Annotated in this window: 20 protein-coding genes; 16 read left to right on the forward strand and 4 right to left on the reverse strand. The window is 65.2% G+C overall.

What is annotated here, in order from left to right:
* Positions 1-25 precede the first annotated feature (25 nt).
* The 7 genes from phnE (ACQR1E_RS10355) (at position 26) to ACQR1E_RS10385 (ending at position 6,488) form a co-directional block, all read left to right on the forward strand.
* Complete coding sequence (gene phnE, locus ACQR1E_RS10355) at positions 26-910, forward strand: phosphonate ABC transporter, permease protein PhnE (protein ID WP_316191417.1); 885 nt, start codon at positions 26-28, stop codon at positions 908-910.
* Positions 907-1,755 carry a phosphonate ABC transporter, permease protein PhnE gene (gene phnE, locus ACQR1E_RS10360; RefSeq protein ID WP_434897003.1) on the forward strand — a complete coding sequence of 283 codons (849 nt, stop codon included), beginning with the start codon at positions 907-909 and terminating at the stop codon, positions 1,753-1,755. Before phnE (ACQR1E_RS10355) ends, phnE (ACQR1E_RS10360) begins: the two co-directional genes overlap by 4 nt.
* 159 nt (positions 1,756-1,914) lie before the next feature.
* On the forward strand, positions 1,915-2,922 hold the full coding sequence (locus ACQR1E_RS10365) for an ABC transporter substrate-binding protein (protein ID WP_315752875.1): 1,008 nt from the start codon (positions 1,915-1,917) through the stop codon (positions 2,920-2,922).
* 52 nt (positions 2,923-2,974) lie between these two features.
* Positions 2,975-3,790 carry an ABC transporter permease gene (locus ACQR1E_RS10370; RefSeq protein ID WP_315713039.1) on the forward strand — a complete coding sequence of 272 codons (816 nt, stop codon included), beginning with the start codon at positions 2,975-2,977 and terminating at the stop codon, positions 3,788-3,790.
* Positions 3,791-3,794: 4 nt separating this feature from the next.
* Positions 3,795-4,580, forward strand: coding sequence for an ABC transporter permease (locus ACQR1E_RS10375; RefSeq protein ID WP_315810534.1), 786 nt, complete (start codon positions 3,795-3,797; stop codon positions 4,578-4,580).
* Between the two features lie 5 nt (positions 4,581-4,585).
* On the forward strand, positions 4,586-5,638 hold the full coding sequence (locus ACQR1E_RS10380; protein ID WP_434897004.1) for an ABC transporter ATP-binding protein: 1,053 nt from the start codon (positions 4,586-4,588) through the stop codon (positions 5,636-5,638).
* 7 nt (positions 5,639-5,645) lie between these two features.
* Positions 5,646-6,488 carry a phosphodiesterase gene (locus ACQR1E_RS10385; protein WP_434897005.1) on the forward strand — a complete coding sequence of 281 codons (843 nt, stop codon included), beginning with the start codon at positions 5,646-5,648 and terminating at the stop codon, positions 6,486-6,488.
* A 35-nt stretch (positions 6,489-6,523) separates the two neighbouring features.
* Here the strand turns inward: ACQR1E_RS10385 and phnF are convergent, their stop codons facing one another.
* Positions 6,524-7,249 (reverse strand): phosphonate metabolism transcriptional regulator PhnF, encoded by a 726-nt coding sequence (gene phnF, locus ACQR1E_RS10390; protein WP_316163546.1) that lies wholly within the window; start codon positions 7,247-7,249, stop codon positions 6,524-6,526.
* Positions 7,250-7,368: 119 nt separating this feature from the next.
* Here phnF and phnG point away from each other — a divergent pair, with 119 nt between their 5' ends.
* The 9 genes from phnG to ACQR1E_RS10435 are packed head-to-tail and all read left to right on the forward strand — an operon-like array spanning position 7,369 to position 14,328.
* On the forward strand, positions 7,369-7,824 hold the full coding sequence (gene phnG, locus ACQR1E_RS10395; RefSeq protein ID WP_434897133.1) for a phosphonate C-P lyase system protein PhnG: 456 nt from the start codon (positions 7,369-7,371) through the stop codon (positions 7,822-7,824).
* Positions 7,824-8,435, forward strand: a complete 612-nt coding sequence (gene phnH / locus ACQR1E_RS10400; RefSeq protein ID WP_316174120.1) for a phosphonate C-P lyase system protein PhnH — start codon at positions 7,824-7,826, stop codon at positions 8,433-8,435. Before phnG ends, phnH begins: the two co-directional genes overlap by 1 nt.
* Positions 8,436-8,438: 3 nt before the next feature.
* The gene (locus tag ACQR1E_RS10405; protein ID WP_434897006.1) at positions 8,439-9,542 is read left to right on the forward strand and encodes a carbon-phosphorus lyase complex subunit PhnI; all 1,104 of its coding nucleotides are present in this window, start codon (positions 8,439-8,441) and stop codon (positions 9,540-9,542) included.
* A complete protein-coding gene (locus tag ACQR1E_RS10410; protein ID WP_315752883.1) occupies positions 9,539-10,423 on the forward strand; it encodes an alpha-D-ribose 1-methylphosphonate 5-phosphate C-P-lyase PhnJ in 885 nt (294 codons plus the stop codon). Before ACQR1E_RS10405 ends, ACQR1E_RS10410 begins: the two co-directional genes overlap by 4 nt.
* Positions 10,416-11,210, forward strand: a complete 795-nt coding sequence (gene phnK, locus ACQR1E_RS10415; protein ID WP_316201801.1) for a phosphonate C-P lyase system protein PhnK — start codon at positions 10,416-10,418, stop codon at positions 11,208-11,210. The genes ACQR1E_RS10410 and phnK overlap by 8 nt, the downstream gene beginning before the upstream one ends.
* 19 nt (positions 11,211-11,229) lie before the next feature.
* A complete protein-coding gene (gene phnL / locus ACQR1E_RS10420) occupies positions 11,230-11,928 on the forward strand; it encodes a phosphonate C-P lyase system protein PhnL (protein WP_316166106.1) in 699 nt (232 codons plus the stop codon).
* Positions 11,929-11,943: 15 nt separating this feature from the next.
* The gene (locus ACQR1E_RS10425) at positions 11,944-13,101 is read left to right on the forward strand and encodes an alpha-D-ribose 1-methylphosphonate 5-triphosphate diphosphatase (RefSeq protein WP_316166107.1); all 1,158 of its coding nucleotides are present in this window, start codon (positions 11,944-11,946) and stop codon (positions 13,099-13,101) included.
* Positions 13,098-13,739, forward strand: a complete 642-nt coding sequence (gene phnN / locus ACQR1E_RS10430) for a phosphonate metabolism protein/1,5-bisphosphokinase (PRPP-forming) PhnN (RefSeq protein ID WP_315825147.1) — start codon at positions 13,098-13,100, stop codon at positions 13,737-13,739. The genes ACQR1E_RS10425 and phnN overlap by 4 nt, the downstream gene beginning before the upstream one ends.
* Entirely contained in the window at positions 13,717-14,328 is a 612-nt protein-coding gene (locus ACQR1E_RS10435; protein WP_315713014.1) for a pyridoxamine 5'-phosphate oxidase family protein, read from the forward strand. The genes phnN and ACQR1E_RS10435 overlap by 23 nt, the downstream gene beginning before the upstream one ends.
* A 47-nt stretch (positions 14,329-14,375) precedes the next feature.
* On the opposite strand, the gene ACQR1E_RS10440 is transcribed toward ACQR1E_RS10435, so the two are convergent.
* The 3 genes from ACQR1E_RS10440 to ACQR1E_RS10450 form a co-directional block, all read right to left on the reverse strand.
* On the reverse strand, positions 14,376-14,597 hold the full coding sequence (locus tag ACQR1E_RS10440; RefSeq protein WP_315713638.1) for a hypothetical protein: 222 nt from the start codon (positions 14,595-14,597) through the stop codon (positions 14,376-14,378).
* A 1,291-nt stretch (positions 14,598-15,888) separates the two neighbouring features.
* A complete protein-coding gene (locus tag ACQR1E_RS10445; RefSeq protein ID WP_315713012.1) occupies positions 15,889-16,212 on the reverse strand; it encodes a DMT family transporter in 324 nt (107 codons plus the stop codon).
* A 177-nt stretch (positions 16,213-16,389) separates the two neighbouring features.
* Positions 16,390-16,650, reverse strand: a complete 261-nt coding sequence (locus ACQR1E_RS10450) for a hypothetical protein (protein WP_315825146.1) — start codon at positions 16,648-16,650, stop codon at positions 16,390-16,392.
* Positions 16,651-16,794 lie beyond the last annotated feature (144 nt).

Genomic DNA, 16,794 nt, shown 5'->3' on the forward strand with positions numbered 1-16,794 from the left:
CCGAACCAAGAGCAGCACGAAGCCGATGGCTGTTGCCGTTTCGATCCTTCCGAGCCAGCAGCTTGCGGCTCTGAACGAGACCTATCGGCGGGCCGTTTCGCGCCGTCGATTGCGTCTTGCCCTGTCCGCCATGGTATTCCTGGCGGTGCTCTTCGCCGCGGCCATCGGTGCCGAGGTCAATCTGCGGACGTTCTATACCTACTTCGGCAACTTCATCAGCTACTTCGATCGCATCTTCACGCTCGACGACGGGCAGCGGGTCTGGACCAATCTGCCCGAATGGTTCTGGGGCTTCAAGAAGTGGATCAAGCTTCTGGCAGAGACGCTGCTGATCAGCTACGTCGGCACGACGGCCGGAATGCTCGTCGCATTCGGTCTCAACTTCCTCGCCGCCGAGAACACCTCGCCCGCGCCGTGGATCCGCTTCACGGTGCGCCGGCTCCTGGAATTCGCCCGCACCGTTCCGAGCGTCGTGTTCGCGCTGATCTTCGTCATTGCTTTCGGGCTTGGGCCGATCCCGGGCGTCCTCGCCATCGCCCTTCATTCGAGCGGTGCGCTCGGCAAGCTGTTCTCCGAGGTCGTCGAAAACGCCGACATGAAGCCGGTCGAGGGCGTGCGCGCCACCGGCGCGAGCTGGCTGTCCTGCATGCGCTTTGCCGTGCTGCCCCAGGTCATCGCCGGCTTCTCCAGCTACACGCTGCTGCGCTTCGAGATCAACGTGCGCGAGGCGTCCGTGATGGGCTTCGTCGGTGCCGGCGGCATCGGCCAGGAGCTCGTGGTCGCGATCCGCAAGTTCTACTATTCCGACGTCAGCGCCATTCTTGTCATGATCGTGGTCACCGTGTTCCTGATCGACATCGGTACCGGCTGGCTGCGCGGCCGCCTGTTCGGCTCGGAGGCCCGCACATGAGTATCTCCGGCTCACCCGACCCGAAGCAGCTCGCCGAGCGCTATCCGCAGATCTTCAATCGGCCGTTATCCGCACGCCTTGCAACGCCGCTCGTGCTGGCGTTGGCCGTGGCGATCTTCGTCTTCGGTCTGGTCGATCTCGACTTCTCGCCGTCGCGGATGCTGTCCGGCCTCGGCCAGCTCGGCTGGATCGCGCGGATGATGCTGCCGCCGGATCCCGGCTCATCGCTTCCGATTTATCTCAAGGCGCTCGGCGAGACGCTCTCGATCGCGGTGCTCGGCACCACCTTGGCGGCCGTGTTCGCTCTTCCGGTCAGCCTGCTTGCAGCCAGGAATATCATCCCGTCGGCGATCTTCCGTTTTCCGGTGCGTCGCCTGTTCGACACCATTCGTGGCGTCGACACACTGATCTGGGCGCTGGTCTGGATCAATGTCGTCGGCCTCGGGCCGTTCGCCGGAGTGCTGGCGATTGCGGTCTCGGATTTCGGAGCGCTCGGCAAGCTGTTCTCGGAGGCGATGGAGAGCGCCGACCGGCGGCAGGTCGAGGGCGTTCGCGCCGCCGGCGGCAGCCCGCTGCATGAGATCCGCTTCGGCCTGCTGCCGCAGGTTCTTCCCGTGATTGCCGGCCAGGTGCTCTACTTCATCGAATCCAACACGCGCTCGGCGACCATCATCGGCATCGTCGGCGCCGGTGGCATCGGGCTGCAGCTGGCGGAGCAGATCCGCGTGCTGGAATGGCAGAAAGTGTCGTTCCTGATCCTGATGATCCTCGTGGCGGTGGCTGTGATCGACTGGATCTCGGGCAAGCTGCGCTTTGCGATCATCGGCCGCCGCGTCATCGCCTGACCGGAGTGGCATCCGAAGGTTGCGATCGTTCGCCTACGAACGATCAGGATGCGGTGCCGGCTGTGTGTGCTGCACCGACTGTCGCAAATCCTTCATGTGCCGCCTTTAGGGGAAGCTCCGGAACTGGCTGCCATGCCAGGACATACGGAGTCCGTCTTCATGAAGCTCACTCGCCTCGTTCTCGCGCTGCTCGCGCTATGTGTTGCCGCATCATGGCAGCCGGCCAAGGCCGCGGACGTCATCTGCTACAACTGCCCGCCGGAATGGGCCGACTGGGCCTCGATGCTCAAGGCGATCAAGACCGATCTCGGCTACGACATTCCACACGACAACAAGAACTCCGGCCAGGCGCTTGCGCAGATCCTCGCCGAGAAGAGCAATCCGGTCGGCGACATCGGCTATTTCGGCGTCACCTTCGGCATGAAGGCGAAGACGCAGGACGCGCTGGAGGCCTACAAGCCCGCAAACTGGGATCAGGTCCCCGCCGGCTTGAAGGATGCGGACGGCTACTGGACCACGATCCACTCCGGCACGCTCGGCCTGTTCGTGAACAAGGACGCGCTCGGCGGCAAGCCCGTTCCGGCCTGCTGGAAGGACCTGCTCAAACCCGACTACAAGGGCATGGTGGGCTACCTCGATCCGAGCTCTGCGGCCGTCGGCTATGTCGGCGCGGTTGCCGTCAACCTCGCGCTCGGCGGTTCGCAGGCCAATTTCGAGCCAGCCCTTACGTTCTTCAAGGATCTGCGCAAGAACGATCCGATCGTGCCGAAGCAGACGTCCTATGCGCGTGTCGTCTCGGGCGAGATCCCGATCCTGTTCGACTACGACTTCAACGCCTACCGCGCGAAATATACCGAGAAGGGCAATTTCGAGTTCGTGATTCCCTGCGAAGGCTCGGTGGTCTTTCCCTATGTCGTCGGCCTTGTGAAGAACGCGCCCGACAAGGACAAGGCGAAGAAGGTGATCGACTATCTGCTCTCCGACAAGGGGCAGGCGATCTGGACCAATGCCTATCTGCGTCCGGCGCGCCCGATCGAGCTGCCGGACTCGGTGAAGAACAAGTTCTTGCCGGACAGCGACTACGCCCGCGCCAAGAGCGTGAACTGGGGCGATATGGAAGCTGCGCAAAAGGGCTTTGTCGATCGCTATCTGTCCGAAGTCCGCTGAAGGAGCACCGCGCCTCCGCCGGAGACGATCCGGCGGAGGTGCACTTGATCACATGTCGCACAAATCCTTCGTCCGGCTCTGCCTGCTGCCCCTGGCGGCCGTCACCGCGGCATTCTTCCTGTTGCCGATGGCGAGGCTGCTCGCGACCGGCGCCGAGGGACCGCACGGTCTGACCGAATATCTCGCGATCATTCTCGAACCGCGCTACCGCACGACTCTCCTCAACACGCTGGCGCTGGCGGCGGCCACCACGATCGCGACCCTGATCATCGCGACGATCGCCGGCCTGTTTCTGCAGCGTCACCGGTTTCCGGGCCGCGCGATCCTGGTTGCGATCCTGACGTTTCCGCTCGCTTTTCCGGGCGTTGTGGTCGGCTTCATGATCATCCTTCTGGCTGGCCGTCAGGGGCTGATCGGCGAGGTCTCGTCCCGGCTCACCGGCGACAAGCTCGTATTCGCCTATTCGATCTACGGGCTGTTCCTCGGCTATCTCTATTTCTCGATTCCGCGGGTGATCCTCACGATCATGGCTGCCGCGCAGAAGCTGGACCCCGGTCTGGAGGAGGCAGCCCGATCGCTCGGCGCAAGCCCCTGGGCCGTGCTGCGCGACGTGATTCTGCCGGCACTGACCCCGGCGCTGATCGCATCCGGCGCAATCGCGTTCGCGACGGCGATGGGCGCGTTCGGAACGGCATTCACCTTGGCCACGAACATCGACGTGTTGCCGATGCTGATCTACACGGAATTCACGCTGGCCGGAAACCTGGCCACCTCGGCGGCGCTCTCGGTCGGCCTTGGCCTGATGACTTGGCTGATGCTCGCATTGGCGCGCTCCTTCGCCGGCAGCTCGGTGGCAGCGGCAGGGTAGGCACGTGCGCGATAGAGCCATCTTCATCCTTCAACTGCTGTTCACACTGCTGGTCGCCGCCTTCCTGGCCGTGCCGGCCGGCCTTTCGATCGCCGCGGGCGTGACCGTCAACTACTTCCGCGGCATTCAATCCGGCGTGACGCTGCAGTGGGTGGCCCAGGTCTGGGAGCTCTACGCGGGCACGATCATGGCATCGATCCTGATCGCGCTGGGCACGCTGGCGGTCACGCTCGTGGTCGGTGTTCCCGCTGCCTATGCGCTGTACGTTCGCGGCGGACGGCTGGCGCGGCTGGTCGAGGAAATCATCACCTTGCCGCTCGCGATTCCCGGGCTCGCCATCGCGCTCGCGCTGTTGCTCACCTATGGCGGGGCGGGAAGCTTCCGCCGTTCATGGCTGTTCATCCTCGCCGGCCATGTGATCTTTACGATGCCATTCATGGTGCGGTCCGTCATGGCGGTGTTCTCGACGATCGACGTGAAGTCGCTCGACGAAGGTGCCGCATCGGTCGGAGCCGCGCCATGGCGCCGCTTCATCGACGTCATCGTTCCCAACGCCGCGCCCGGCATCCTGGCGGGCAGCCTCATGGTGGTGACACTATCTCTCGGAGAGTTCAACCTGACCTGGATGTTGCATACGCCGCTGACCAAGACATTGCCGGTCGGCCTCGCCGACAGCTACGCATCGATGCGGCTCGAGGTCGCGTCCGCCTACACGCTGATCTTCTTCGTCATGATCATCCCGCTGCTGGTGGCCATGCAATGGATCGGCGAGAGAGGAAGCCTGAGGTGAGCACGATGACCCGGCATGGAGCCGCTCTCAAGGTGGAGAATTGCGGCAAGACCTTTGCCGACGGGACCTGCGCGCTCGCGCGCGCCACGCTCGACATCGCGCAGAGCGAGACGCTGGTGCTGTTGGGGCCGTCCGGCTGCGGCAAGACCACGCTGCTGCGGATCGTGGCCGGGCTCGAAACACCCGATGCGGGCGGGCGCGTGCTGTTCGGCGGCAAGGATCTGACGAGGCAGCCGATCGAGAAGCGCAATGTCGGCATGGTGTTTCAATCCTACGCGCTGTTCCCCAACATGACCGTCGCGGACAATATCGGCTACGGGCTCAAGATCCGCGGCGTGCCCAAGCCGGAGCGCGCCGTGCGGGTCGCGGAGCTGGTCACGCTGACCAACCTCGCCGGCCTGGAAGATCGGCGGATCGATCAGCTCTCGGGCGGCCAGCGCCAGCGCGTCGCGCTGGCGCGCGCGGTCGCGATACGGCCGAGCGTGCTGCTGCTCGACGAGCCGCTCACCGCGCTCGATGCGGCCTTGCGAGAGCGCCTGCGCGGCGAGCTCAACGGCCTGTTGCGCATGCTCGGCATCACGGCGATTTACGTCACGCATGACCAGGCTGAAGCCATGGAGCTCGGCGACCGCATCGTCGTGATGCGCAAGGGCGCCATCGCCCAGATCGGGACGCCGCGCGAGATCTATTTCTCGCCCGCCGATCGATTCGTCGCGGAGTTCGTCGGCGCGGCCAACATCATCGAGGCGCCGATCGACGGCGCCCAGCTCGTTCTGCCGGGAGGTCGGCAGCCGATCGCCGATCCCGGTCCACGTAACCTGGCGGTGGCGATGGTTCGGCCGGAAACGATCGGGATCGTCGATGCCGCGGCATCGAGTCTGACTGGCGTCGTCGACAGCGTCCGCTTTGTCGGCGACCGGCAGCGGATCATCGTCCGCGACGCCGCCTCAATTGCACTGACCGTGGACGCGCCGAATTCGATCAGTGTCGCTGCGGGAGAGCGGATCGGCCTGCGGATTGCACCGGACTCCATTCGGCTGTTGCCGGAGAAAGGCTGATCTGCTGATGACCAAGAGCCCCGTCGTCATCGCCCAGATATCCGACCTGCACATCAAGGCGCCCGGCCGGCTCGCCTACTGCCGCGTCGATACGGCGCGCGCGTTGACCCGTTGCATCACGGAGCTCAACCGGTTCGAGCCGAAGCTCGATCTGGTGGTGATCTCCGGCGATCTCGTCGATACGCCGTTGTCGGCCGAGTACGATCATCTCAAGGATCTTCTCGCCGAGCTCGAAACTCCATTCGTCGCCGTGCCCGGCAATCACGATTCACGCGAGCTGATGCGCGCGGCGTTTCCGGACGCTCTGCATGGTCAGCCCACCGGTCCGCTGAACCGGTGCGTGGAGTTGGCCGATCTCGATCTGCTTCTGCTCGATTCCAGCGTGCCCGGCCATCCGCATGGCGAGCTCGATGAAGCGAGTCTGCAATGGCTCGACGCCGCGCTGTCCGGATCCAGCGAAAGGCCGGCCCTGCTGTTTCTGCACCACCCGCCGTTCGCCACTGGCATCTGGCACATGGACCGGCAGAACCTGCGCAACGCCGACGATCTCGCGGCCGTCCTCACGCGCCATCCGCGGGTGCAACTGATCGGGTGCGGTCACGTTCATCGCGCGACGCTGACCCGGTTTGCGGGCATCCCCTGCACGATCTGCCCGGCACCGAACCATGCCGTCGCGCTCGACCTGGCCGAGCTTCGCCCGCCATCCTTCCGGATCGAGCCACCGGCCTTTCACCTTCATGCCTGGTTTCCAGGACCGGGATTTGGAACGGTCGTCACGCATCAGGTGCCGATCGGGGATTTCGACGGGCCGCATCCGTTCTTCAATCAGGACGGCACGCTCATCGACTGAGCGCGCAAGAACGAAGCGAGGCGGCGGGGTCTGGTCTAGCTCTCGACCTCGAACGTCACGCGCTCCGCCGCGAAACGCGAGCGCTTGCTGACCAGCGGCGTCCCATCGGCATCGATGTCGGTGCTGTCGACCACCAGCACCGGACGGCCCAGCGCGAGGTCGAGCCGTGCGGCGTCGCTCGCGTCGGCGATGGCCGCCGTGATCCTGGTCGCGCCGCGGCGATAGTCGCGAATGCCGTAATGCGCAAGCAGCGCCGTCATCGAGCGGAGCGAAGCGAAGATGTGGCCGGCCTCGGGAAATCGCTCGGACGACAGCCAGGACGTGCTGACGCAGATGGGGGTCTTGTCGGCAAGACGCAGTGCCTCGATTCGGACCAGCGGCGCCCCCGTCTTCAGTCGGAGCTCGTGCGCGAGTTCGCGCGTCGCCGACTCTTCGGACGCTGCGATCAACTGTCCGCGCGGCTCGCGCCCGCCGGCGCCCACGATCTCGGAGAACCTGGTTCGCGATCTCAGGGGATATGACAGGCGAGGCGCTTCGACATAAGTGCCGCTGCCGCGCTCGGCGCGCACGAGGCCGCGCTCGGCCAAGGTCGCGAGCGCGCGACGCACCGTATGACGGTTGACGCGGTAGGTTTCGGCGATCTCGGTCTCGCCGGGCAGGCGGGTGCCGGCCGCGAAGCGGCCGTCGGCGATGTCGCGCTCGATGCCGTCGGCCACCCGGCGCCACAGTGCCACGCCCGAGTCGGCGCCCTGCATGCTCATCTGCGGTTCTCCGCTGCGAGACCTGAAAATCACGCCCATGTCATCAAACAGTCATGGCGCTTCGTTACGAAGTTGTCTATTAACATAGACAACTTCGCGATAGCAAGTTCGGGGTGAAGATGGAGGGCGAGACCGCGATGCAGGACCGGCGCAGGACGGCGATGCGGGTATTGGCGCATGCCTCGCATGCGGACATCCGCGCCAGGCTCGACGGACTGGCGCTGCCTGAGTATCGCGACCTGCGTCCGGCGGAGAATGGTCTCGTGATGCTGCGGGGCCGGATCGGCGGTGATGGTGCGCCGTTCAATGTCGGCGAAGCGACGGTGTCGCGCGCCGCGGTGCGGCTGGAGAGCGGGGAGGTCGGGTTCGGCTATGTGCTCGGACGAGATGCCGGCAAGGCGCGTCTGATGGCGCTGTGTGACGCGATGATCCAGTCGTCGAGCCATGCGCGATCGGTCGAGACTCAGGTGGTCGCGCCGCTGCAGGAGCTGATGCGCGCATCGCGGGAGCATCGAGCGGAGGAGGCTGCGGCCACGCGTGTCGATTTCTATACGATGGTGCGAGGAGAAGGCTGATGGCTGCTGCCGCTTCCGATCTGCAGCCTGGTTTCGCCGACAATGTCCTGTCCGCGCAATCGACCTTCCGTACCGTCATGGAGGCCATGGCGCGTCCGGGCAATGTGCGGCAGGTCGAGGGCGATGTCGGCCGGCCGTCGTCGTTGATGCCTGGTGCTGCCGCGATCGCGTTGACCTTGTTCGATCACGATACGCCGATCTGGCTCGATGCGCCGCTCGCCGGCACGCCCGAGGTCGGCGCCTGGCTCAAGTTTCACACCGGGGCGCCGATCGTCGCCGATGCCGCGCTCGCCTGCTTTGCGGTGGCGGCGGACCCCGAAGCGCTGCCTGATCTGAATTCATTCGCGCTCGGCAGTGCTGAATACCCTGATCGCTCGACGACGCTGATCCTGCAGGTGCCGAGCTTGTCCGGAGGGCCGGCGTTCAAGCTGCGCGGTCCTGGCATCGACGGGACGACATCGTTCCGCGCAACGGTGGCACCCGCCGATCTGTTCGAGCGGCTGTCGATCAATGAGAAGCTGTTTCCGCGTGGTGTCGATGTGGTGCTGGTCGATGGCTCGTCCATCGTCGCCATCCCGCGAACGACCCGACTCGTTTCCGCAGGAGAGTGAGGCATGTATGTTGCCGTCAAGGGTGGCGAGCGCGCCATCGAGAACGCGCACCGGCTGCTGGCGCATGAACGCCGGGGTGATCGCGATGTGCCCGAACTTTCGCTGGCGCAGATCTCCGAGCAGTTGGGGCTTGCCGTCGATCGCGTGATGACCGAGGGCTCGCTGTACGACCGCGAGCTCGCGGCGCTCGCAATCAAGCAGGCACGCGGTGATCTGATCGAGGCGATCTTCCTGGTGCGTGCCTTCCGCGCGACCCTGCCGCGCTTCGGTGCGACCGAGCCGGTCGACACCGGTGCGATGCGGGTGCAGCGGCGCGTCTCGTCGACCTTCAAGGACATTCCGGGCGGCCAGGTGCTCGGGCCGACCTTCGACTATACGCATCGGCTGCTCGATCCGCAGTTGGCGGCCGGCGGCGAGCCGGAGCCGCCGGCCCGTGCCGAGGCGCCGAATGCGCCGACGCCGCGTGTCACCGACATTCTCGGACAGGACGGGCTGATCGAGCCGTCGCCGCAAGCCGATGTTGGCGCGCCGGTCGGCGATCTCACCCGCGATCCTCTGAGCTTTCCCGCGGATCGTGATCTGCGGTTGCAGAATCTCGCACGCGGTGATGAGGGCTTTCTGCTCGCGCTCGGCTACTCGACCCAGCGCGGCTACGGCCGCAACCATCCCTTCGCCGGCGAAATCCGCTTCGGCGAAGTCGAGGTCGAGTTCGCGGCCGAGGAGGTCGGGTTCGCGGTGCCGCTCGGATCGATCGAGCTGACCGAATGCCAGATGGTGAACCAGTTCAAGGGGGCGGCAACCGAGCCGCCGTGCTTCACGCGCGGCTATGGCCTCGCCTTCGGCCAGGGCGAGCGCAAGACGATGTCGATGGCCCTCGTCGACCGCGCCTTGCGGGCACGCGAGCTGGGCGAGGACATGGTCGCGCCGGCGCAGGATGAGGAGTTCGTGATGTCGCACTCCGACAACGTGCAGGCGACCGGGTTCGTCGAGCATCTGAAGCTGCCGCATTATGTCGACTTCCAGTCCGAGCTCGGACTGCTGCGCAAGCTGCGCCAGGAGTTCACCGAGGCCAAGGCCGCTCCCGAATTGAAGGAAGCTGCGGAATGAACGCGCCGACCTACAATTTCGCCTATCTCGACGAGCAGACCAAGCGGATGATCCGTCGCGCCATCCTGAAGGCGATCGCGATTCCCGGCTATCAGGTGCCGTTCGCGAGCCGCGAGATGCCGATGCCCTATGGCTGGGGCACCGGCGGCGTGCAGGTCACCGCCGCCATTCTCGGTCCCGACGACGTGCTCAAGGTCATCGATCAGGGATCGGACGATACGACAAATGCGATCTCGATCCGCAAATTCTTCGCCAAGACCGCGGGCGTCGCGACCACGACGTCGACGGAAGAGGCGAGCGTGATCCAGACCCGGCATCGCATTCCCGAGGCGCCGCTTCACGAGGGGCAGGTGCTGGTCTATCAGGTGCCGATCCCGGAGCCGCTGCGCTTTCTCGAGCCGCGCGAGACCGAGACCCGCCGCATGCATGCGCTGGCCGAATATGGCCTGATGCACGTCAAGCTCTATGAGGACATCGCACGCTTCGGCCACATCGCGACGTCCTACGCCTATCCGGTCAAGGTCAATGCGCGCTACGTGATGGATCCGTCGCCGACGCCGAAGTTCGACAATCCCAAGATGGACAATTGCCCGGCGCTGCAATTGTTCGGTGCGGGACGCGAGAAGCGAATCTATGCCATTCCGCCCTATACGCCGGTCGTCTCGCTGGATTTCGAGGACCATCCGTTCACGCGCTACAAGTTCGATGCACCCTGCGCGCTGTGCGGCGCGGAGGATTCCTACCTGGACGAGATCGTGACCGACGACAAGGGCAGCCGCATGTTCGTCTGCTCCGACACCGATTACTGCGAGGGCCGCCAGGCGTCCGGACATCGTGGCGAGCAGAGCGCCGCCCCGCACAAGGAGAGCGCCCATGGCTGAGATGATCAGCGCGTCCGATCAGCCGCTGCTCGTCGCCGAAGGGCTTGCGAAGAGCTACGGCCGGTTGGCAGCCTGCCGCGACGTCTCCTTCGTGCTCTATCCCGGCGAGGTGCTCGCCATCGTCGGCGAGTCCGGCTCGGGCAAATCGACACTCCTGCAGATGCTGTCGGCGCAACTGGCTCCGACGTTGGGCCGCGTGTCCTATCGGATGCGGGACGGGGTGCTGCGCGATCTTGCCGGCCTTGGCGAGGCGGAGCGCCGTTTTCTGTTCCGCACCGATTGGGGCTATGTCCATCAGGACCCGACGCAAGGCCTGCGCATGGCGGTCTCCGCCGGCGCCAATGTCGGCGAGCGGCTGATGGCGGTCGGCTGGAATCACTACGGTCAGATCAGGCAGACCGCCTCGTCCTGGCTCGCGCGCGTGGAGATCGACGTTGCCCGCATCGACGATGCGCCGCGGACCTATTCCGGCGGCATGCGGCAGCGGCTGCAGATCGCGCGCAATCTGGTGACCGAGCCCAGGCTGGTGTTCATGGACGAGCCGACCGGAGGACTCGACGTCTCCGTGCAGGCGCGCCTGCTCGATCTGATGCGCAGCCTCGTCAACGAACTCGGCCTCGCCGCCATCGTCGTGACCCACGATCTGGCCGTGGCGCGGTTGCTGTCTCATCGTGTGATAGTCATGAAGGAGGGGCGGGTGATCGAGACCGGCCTCACCGACCAGGTGCTCGACGATCCGCGCGAGCCGTACACACAGCTCCTCGTGTCCTCGATCCTGCCGCCATGATGCAATTGGGCCCAATGCGATGACCGTGATGATCGATGTCGAGAATGCAGAGAAGACCTTCACCATGCATCTGCAGGGCGGCATATCGCTGCCCGTGGTGCGCGGCGTGTCGTTCCAGGTCAAGGCCGGCGAATGCGTCGTGTTGTCGGGACCGTCGGGTGCCGGCAAGTCGTCGATCCTGAAGATGATCTTCGGCAATTACCGTTGCGATGGCGGACGCATCGGCGTCCGGCACCTCGGCGAGATGACCGATCTCGCCGGCGCCGAGCCGCGCCTTGTCCTCCATGCGAGGCGGCAGACCATCGGTTATGTCAGTCAGTTCCTGCGCGCGGTGCCGCGCGTCCCTGCGCTCGATGTCGTTGCCGAGCCGCTGCTCGCGGCCGGCCTGCCGCGCGACGATGCGAGGGTGCGGGCGGGGGGACTGCTGCGGCGGCTGAACATTCCCGAGCGGCTGTGGTCGCTGCCGCCATCGACCTTCTCGGGCGGCGAGCAGCAGCGGGTCAACATCGCTCGCGGCTTCATCTCCGATGTCCCGGTGCTGCTGCTCGATGAGCCGACCGCGTCGCTCGATGCGGCGAACCGTGCGGTCGTGGTCGACCTGATTGCGGCGAAGAAGAAGGACGGGGTGGCGATGCTCGCGATCGTGCATGATGACGATATCCGTGCGCAGATTGCGGATCGCATGGTCGACGTCATGACATTCGCCGCGGCGGCGTAAAGGGACAAATTGCAGATGAGCGCGAACATGTCCGATCTCGTGATAGGCAATGCCAGGCTGGTCCTCGCCGACCGGGTCGTCGAGCAGGGCTGGGTGGCGATCGCCGGAGGCCGGATCGCGGAACTGGGCGAGGGGGCGGCGCCGGCCGGCAGCCTGGATGCCGGCGGCGACCTGCTGATGCCCGGGTTGGTCGAACTGCACACCGATCACCTCGAGGCGCATTTCGTGCCCCGCCCCAAGGTCTATTGGGATCCCGTTGCTGCGGTCATTTCCTATGACGGGCAACTTGCGACCGCGGGCATCACGACGGTGCTGGATTCGCTGCGGGTGTGGAGCGAGGAGGGCGCCGAGGGCGTCGACGGCCAGGCCAATGTGCTCGCGGAAGCGATCGCGACGGCGCGCGACGGCGGGCTGCTGCGGTCCGATCACTTCCTGCATCTGCGCTGCGAGGTGCCGATGCCGACCGTGGTCGAGGAGGCGCGGCAACTGGCGGGGCGTCCGGATGTGCGGCTGATGTCGCTGATGGATCATACGCCCGGGCAGCGCCAGTTTCGCGACGAAGGCAAGCTGCGCGACTACTATCGCGGCAAGAGCGGCGGCAAGACCGATGCGGAGCTCGACGTGATGTTCGCACGCCGCTTCGCCTATCAGCAGGCCTATGCGGCGCCGAACATGCGCGACATCGTTGCACTGGCGAAGACCCATGACGTGCCCCTGGCCAGTCACGATGACACGACGGAGGAGAACGTCGCCGATGCAATCAAGGACGGCATCGCAGTCGCGGAGTTTCCAACCACGATGGAAGCCGCGCGGGGCCTTCACCAGGCGGGCATCAGCATTCTGATGGGCGCTCCGAACGTGGTGCGCGGCGGGTCTCACTCCGGCAATATCGCCGCCGTGGACCTGGCGCACGAGGGCCTGCTCGACATTCTGTCGTCGGACTACGTCCCGTCGAGCCTGCTGATGGGCGCGCTGCAATTGCCGCAGCGGGTGCCGTCCATCGGTCTTGCGGCGGCCGTCCGCACCGTCACCAAGGCCCCTGCGGACGCCGTCGGCCTGCATGATCGCGGCGAGATCGCGGTGGGCAAGCGTGCGGACCTGATCCGCGTCCATGTCGCGGGCCAGTTGTCGGTCGTGCGCAGCGTCTGGCGGGAAGGACAGCGGGTGGCATGAGCGAAACCGAGGTTGCATCGGCGAAGACGCCCGCGAAGCTCGGTCCCGGCCGCCTGATCCTGGTGGTCGGGCCGAGCGGCGCGGGCAAGGACACCTTGCTCAATGTGGCGCGCCGCGAATGCGCTGGCGACGACCGGATCGTTTTTCCGCGGCGGATCGTCACGCGCGAGGCCTCGGCTTTCGAGGATAATCTCGAGATGAGCGCGTCCGCTTTTCGTGAGGCGCTCAGCGCCGGTGAGTTCGCGCTGCATTGGGAGGCCCACGGACACGACTACGGCGTGCCGCGCGCGATCAAGAATGACATCCTGGCCGGCCGCATCGTGGTCGTGAACGTCTCGCGAACGATCATTCCCGCCGCGCGCCGGGACTATGCCGACGTCATCGTCGTCGCCATCACTGCGCCGGCGGATGTTCTCGCCGAACGGCTCGGCAAGCGGCACCGTCCGAGTGACGGCGATATCGGTGAGCGTCTTCACCGGGCGGTGAGCGAAGACACCGCGGCGGACGTCACGATCGTCAATGTCGGCGATCCCGAGCCGCACGGTCACAGGCTGGCGGACATCATCAAGCGACCGATCGACGCAGAACCGATCGGATCCGAGGGAGGAAGCGGCCATGTCGATCATCACCACGATTGAGCAGCTCGAGGCGATCTATGGCGAGACGGGGCTGGCATCGACGGCGAAGGTGGCTGATCGCGTGACGCCGCACTACCGGATCATGATCGAGAAGTCGCCTTTCGTGGCGCTGGCGACGTGTGGTCCCGAAGGTCTCGACTGTTCGCCGCGCGGCGATCTTCCCGGCTTCATCCGCATCCATGACGACAAGACGCTGATGATGCCGGATCGCCGCGGCAACAATCGCGTGGATTCCTTGCGCAACGTCGTGCGCGATCCGCGGATCGCGCTGCTGTTCCTGATTCCGGGATCGGGCAACACGCTGCGTGTGAACGGGCACGGTCACCTGTCGACCGCTCCCGATCTGTTGGAGTCGTTCCGGATGGAAGGCAAGCTGCCGCGCTCCGTCCTGGTCATGACGGTGGAAGAGATCTACTTCCAATGTGCGCGCGCGATCGTTCGTGCCGATCTCTGGAACCCGGACAAGCGGGTCGACCCGCAGCAACTGCCTACGCCGGGACAGATCCTTGCGGCGATGACGGCCAACGACATCGACGGCGCGGCGTACGATCGCGAGTGGCCCGAGCGTGCGCGGAAATCGATGTGGTGAATTCGGAGCGCGGCTCTTCAAAAAAGGGGAGGCCGCGCTCCTAAAGATCAGGCTGCGACATCGAGCAGGCGTGAGGATCCCCTGACGAGCACCTTGCGGCCGGCCATTGTGAGTGTTGCCGCGCCATTGTCGATGGAGGCGAGTCCAAATGCAGTGAGCTCGTCGACAATCATGCCGTTCAGCCTGCGGCGTTCACGCGCGGGAATGCGAAGCGCCTTCAGCGTCTCCCATTGGTCCGGCGTGAGTTCGTGTTCGAATTCCGCGTTCATGCTGCCTCGAATGTTGACGTCCGGCACTCGTCTTAGAAAGTCCGCGTGACGAAGATGCGACCTTCATGCATCCGTACTGATACGGTCCACGTCATTACGCTCGAACCCGCCCGCGATTAATTCAAATTTGAATGATCGCGAATGTGGTGCTGCATTGCAGCTCGCCGTGTTGGTAGCGGTGAACGATCGTCCGTCGTTAACAGATAATTAAGCCATGTGGGCAGCGCACAACGGTAACGCCGCTGTCACATCGGTGTGTCAAACGGCGCCATCGTCCTGCTCGAATCGGCCGGCGCATGTTTGAAGCGAAACACGTTGAATGGCTGACCTGACCGACGTTCCGCCGCTGCGATCGAACCGCAGAATCTGGTTGCGCAGTCTGGGCGGACTGGCCTTGAGCCTCTCGATTGCAGCTGCGGCCGTGTATGTCCTGGCACGCGCCGTCAAGAAGCTCGACCTTGCTCATGTTCTGTCGATCGTCGAGGCCACGGACCTTCATCTGATCGCGATGGCGCTGGCGTTCATCGTCCTCTCCTACGCCAGCCTCACGCTCTACGACCTGTTCGCGTTGCGGACGATCGGCCGCCGGGACATTCCCTATCGCGCCGCCGCGCTCGGCAGCTTCACGAGCTACCCGATCGCGCACGGCATCGGTGCGGTCGCGCTGGTCTCGCCGCTGGTGCGATATCGGATCTACGCGCCGTACCGGCTCGGTGCGATCGACATTGCCAATATCAGCTTCCTGACCGGCCTGACCTTCTGGCTCGGAAATCTCACCGCGCTCGGCCTGAGCTTGATGATCGATCCGGATGCCTTCGGATGGATGGAATATTGGCCGCCGGCGATCAACCGTCTCGTTGCCGCGGCACTGCTTTGCGCCGTTGCCGCCTTCGTCGTGTGGAGCTGGCCCGGGCGGCGAAGTGCGCGCTGGCCCGTTCGACTGCCGTCCGGGCCCGCCGTGCTGCTGCAGATCGTGGTCGGCCTGTTCGAGCTCAGCGCCGCGGCGCTGGCAATGTACGTCCTCATGCCGCCGGAACTCGGCATCGACCTCGCGCGGCTGATGGCGGTCTTCATTGCCGCGACCTTGCTTGGATTTGCCAGCCATGCCCCAGCCGGCATCGGCCTGTTCGACGCAACGATCCTGCTGGGCCTGGGCGGCGTTGACCAGGAGCGCCTGCTGGCGGCGCTGCTGATCTTCCGCGCGCTCTATCACCTGTTGCCGTTTGTGCTCGCCCTGGTCGTGTTCGGCAGCGTCGAGCTGTCGCGCTCCTGCCGGAGGTCGTCGATGGTGTCAGACCGGCGAGTTCAGCTTCAACCCGATCATGCCGGTGATGATCAGCGTGAGGCAGATCAGCCGTGTCGGGTCCGCCGGCTCGCTGTAGAGGATCATGCCGGCGAGGATGCTCCCGGCCGCGCCGATCCCGGTCCATACCGCATAGGCGGTGCCAAACGGCAGTGAGCGCAGCGCGAGCGACATCATCGCGAAGCTGAGCAGAATGGCGATCACGGTGGCGACGCTGGGCCAGAAGCGCGTCAGGCCGTCGGAATGCTTCAGGCCAAGCGCCCAGATGATCTCGAGAGCTCCGGCCGCGAACAGAGCTAGCCAGCCGTTCATGAGGGCCGCGCGCCCAATGGTGTAACATCGCCCACAGATCCGAGGCGGGCCTCGCGAAGCCGCGGATCGCTTGCACCGAGCAGTCCGGCCATTTCGTCATCTCCGCGCCGGTCGAACCTGCCGTCCATCTGCATGGTTTGCGCGACGCGCATATGACAAGCTGGGCGCGCGTCGGGTCTATCTCTCCTCCATCATCGTGAATACGAATCCTGTCAGCGTTGCGCCGACAGCAAAGGACAGCGTCAATACACCGACGAAGATCACGAGCGTCGCGTGCGGATCGACACTGTGGGCGATCAGGGTCGAGATGCCGAACGCATCCAGTTGGGTCAGCCCGAAGGCGAAGCCGAGCCCCATGGCGATGCCCATCAAGGTGTGGCAGGCCAGCTCGATCAGCATGGCCGGATTGACTACTGCGCTGCGTCGTTTGGGCGGCATGGGCTCGGACTCCACGCTATGGCCGATGAACGCTGGAACGGTGAACGTTGTTCCTGTGCCGGCTGGCAAAGCCGATTGCCAAACCGAGCCGACAGCGGCTACGGATGACCGAGGTTCGGTCGCGGAAAAACAAAGCTCGAACGG

The sequence above is a fragment of the Bradyrhizobium sp. HKCCYLRH1030 genome, from assembly GCF_051168395.1.
GTDB lineage: Bacteria > Pseudomonadota > Alphaproteobacteria > Rhizobiales > Xanthobacteraceae > Bradyrhizobium.

Bases quoted from the DNA above. Each gene is read 5' to 3' on its own strand.
- phnE (WP_316191417.1), top strand. From the start codon at position 26: ATGGCTGTTGCCGTTTCGATCCTTCCGAGCCAGCAGCTTGCGGCTCTG.
- phnE (WP_434897003.1), top strand. From the start codon at position 907: ATGAGTATCTCCGGCTCACCCGACCCGAAGCAGCTCGCCGAGCGCTAT.
- ACQR1E_RS10365 (WP_315752875.1), top strand. From the start codon at position 1,915: ATGAAGCTCACTCGCCTCGTTCTCGCGCTGCTCGCGCTATGTGTTGCC.
- ACQR1E_RS10370 (WP_315713039.1), top strand. From the start codon at position 2,975: ATGTCGCACAAATCCTTCGTCCGGCTCTGCCTGCTGCCCCTGGCGGCC.
- ACQR1E_RS10380 (WP_434897004.1), top strand. From the start codon at position 4,586: ATGACCCGGCATGGAGCCGCTCTCAAGGTGGAGAATTGCGGCAAGACC.
- ACQR1E_RS10385 (WP_434897005.1), top strand. From the start codon at position 5,646: ATGACCAAGAGCCCCGTCGTCATCGCCCAGATATCCGACCTGCACATC.
- phnF (WP_316163546.1), bottom strand. From the start codon at position 7,249: ATGAGCATGCAGGGCGCCGACTCGGGCGTGGCACTGTGGCGCCGGGTG.
- phnG (WP_434897133.1), top strand. From the start codon at position 7,369: ATGGAGGGCGAGACCGCGATGCAGGACCGGCGCAGGACGGCGATGCGG.
- phnH (WP_316174120.1), top strand. From the start codon at position 7,824: ATGGCTGCTGCCGCTTCCGATCTGCAGCCTGGTTTCGCCGACAATGTC.
- ACQR1E_RS10405 (WP_434897006.1), top strand. From the start codon at position 8,439: ATGTATGTTGCCGTCAAGGGTGGCGAGCGCGCCATCGAGAACGCGCAC.
- ACQR1E_RS10410 (WP_315752883.1), top strand. From the start codon at position 9,539: ATGAACGCGCCGACCTACAATTTCGCCTATCTCGACGAGCAGACCAAG.
- phnK (WP_316201801.1), top strand. From the start codon at position 10,416: ATGGCTGAGATGATCAGCGCGTCCGATCAGCCGCTGCTCGTCGCCGAA.
- phnL (WP_316166106.1), top strand. From the start codon at position 11,230: ATGACCGTGATGATCGATGTCGAGAATGCAGAGAAGACCTTCACCATG.
- ACQR1E_RS10425 (WP_316166107.1), top strand. From the start codon at position 11,944: ATGAGCGCGAACATGTCCGATCTCGTGATAGGCAATGCCAGGCTGGTC.
- phnN (WP_315825147.1), top strand. From the start codon at position 13,098: ATGAGCGAAACCGAGGTTGCATCGGCGAAGACGCCCGCGAAGCTCGGT.
- ACQR1E_RS10435 (WP_315713014.1), top strand. From the start codon at position 13,717: ATGTCGATCATCACCACGATTGAGCAGCTCGAGGCGATCTATGGCGAG.
- ACQR1E_RS10440 (WP_315713638.1), bottom strand. From the start codon at position 14,597: ATGAACGCGGAATTCGAACACGAACTCACGCCGGACCAATGGGAGACG.
- ACQR1E_RS10445 (WP_315713012.1), bottom strand. From the start codon at position 16,212: ATGAACGGCTGGCTAGCTCTGTTCGCGGCCGGAGCTCTCGAGATCATC.
- ACQR1E_RS10450 (WP_315825146.1), bottom strand. From the start codon at position 16,650: ATGCCGCCCAAACGACGCAGCGCAGTAGTCAATCCGGCCATGCTGATC.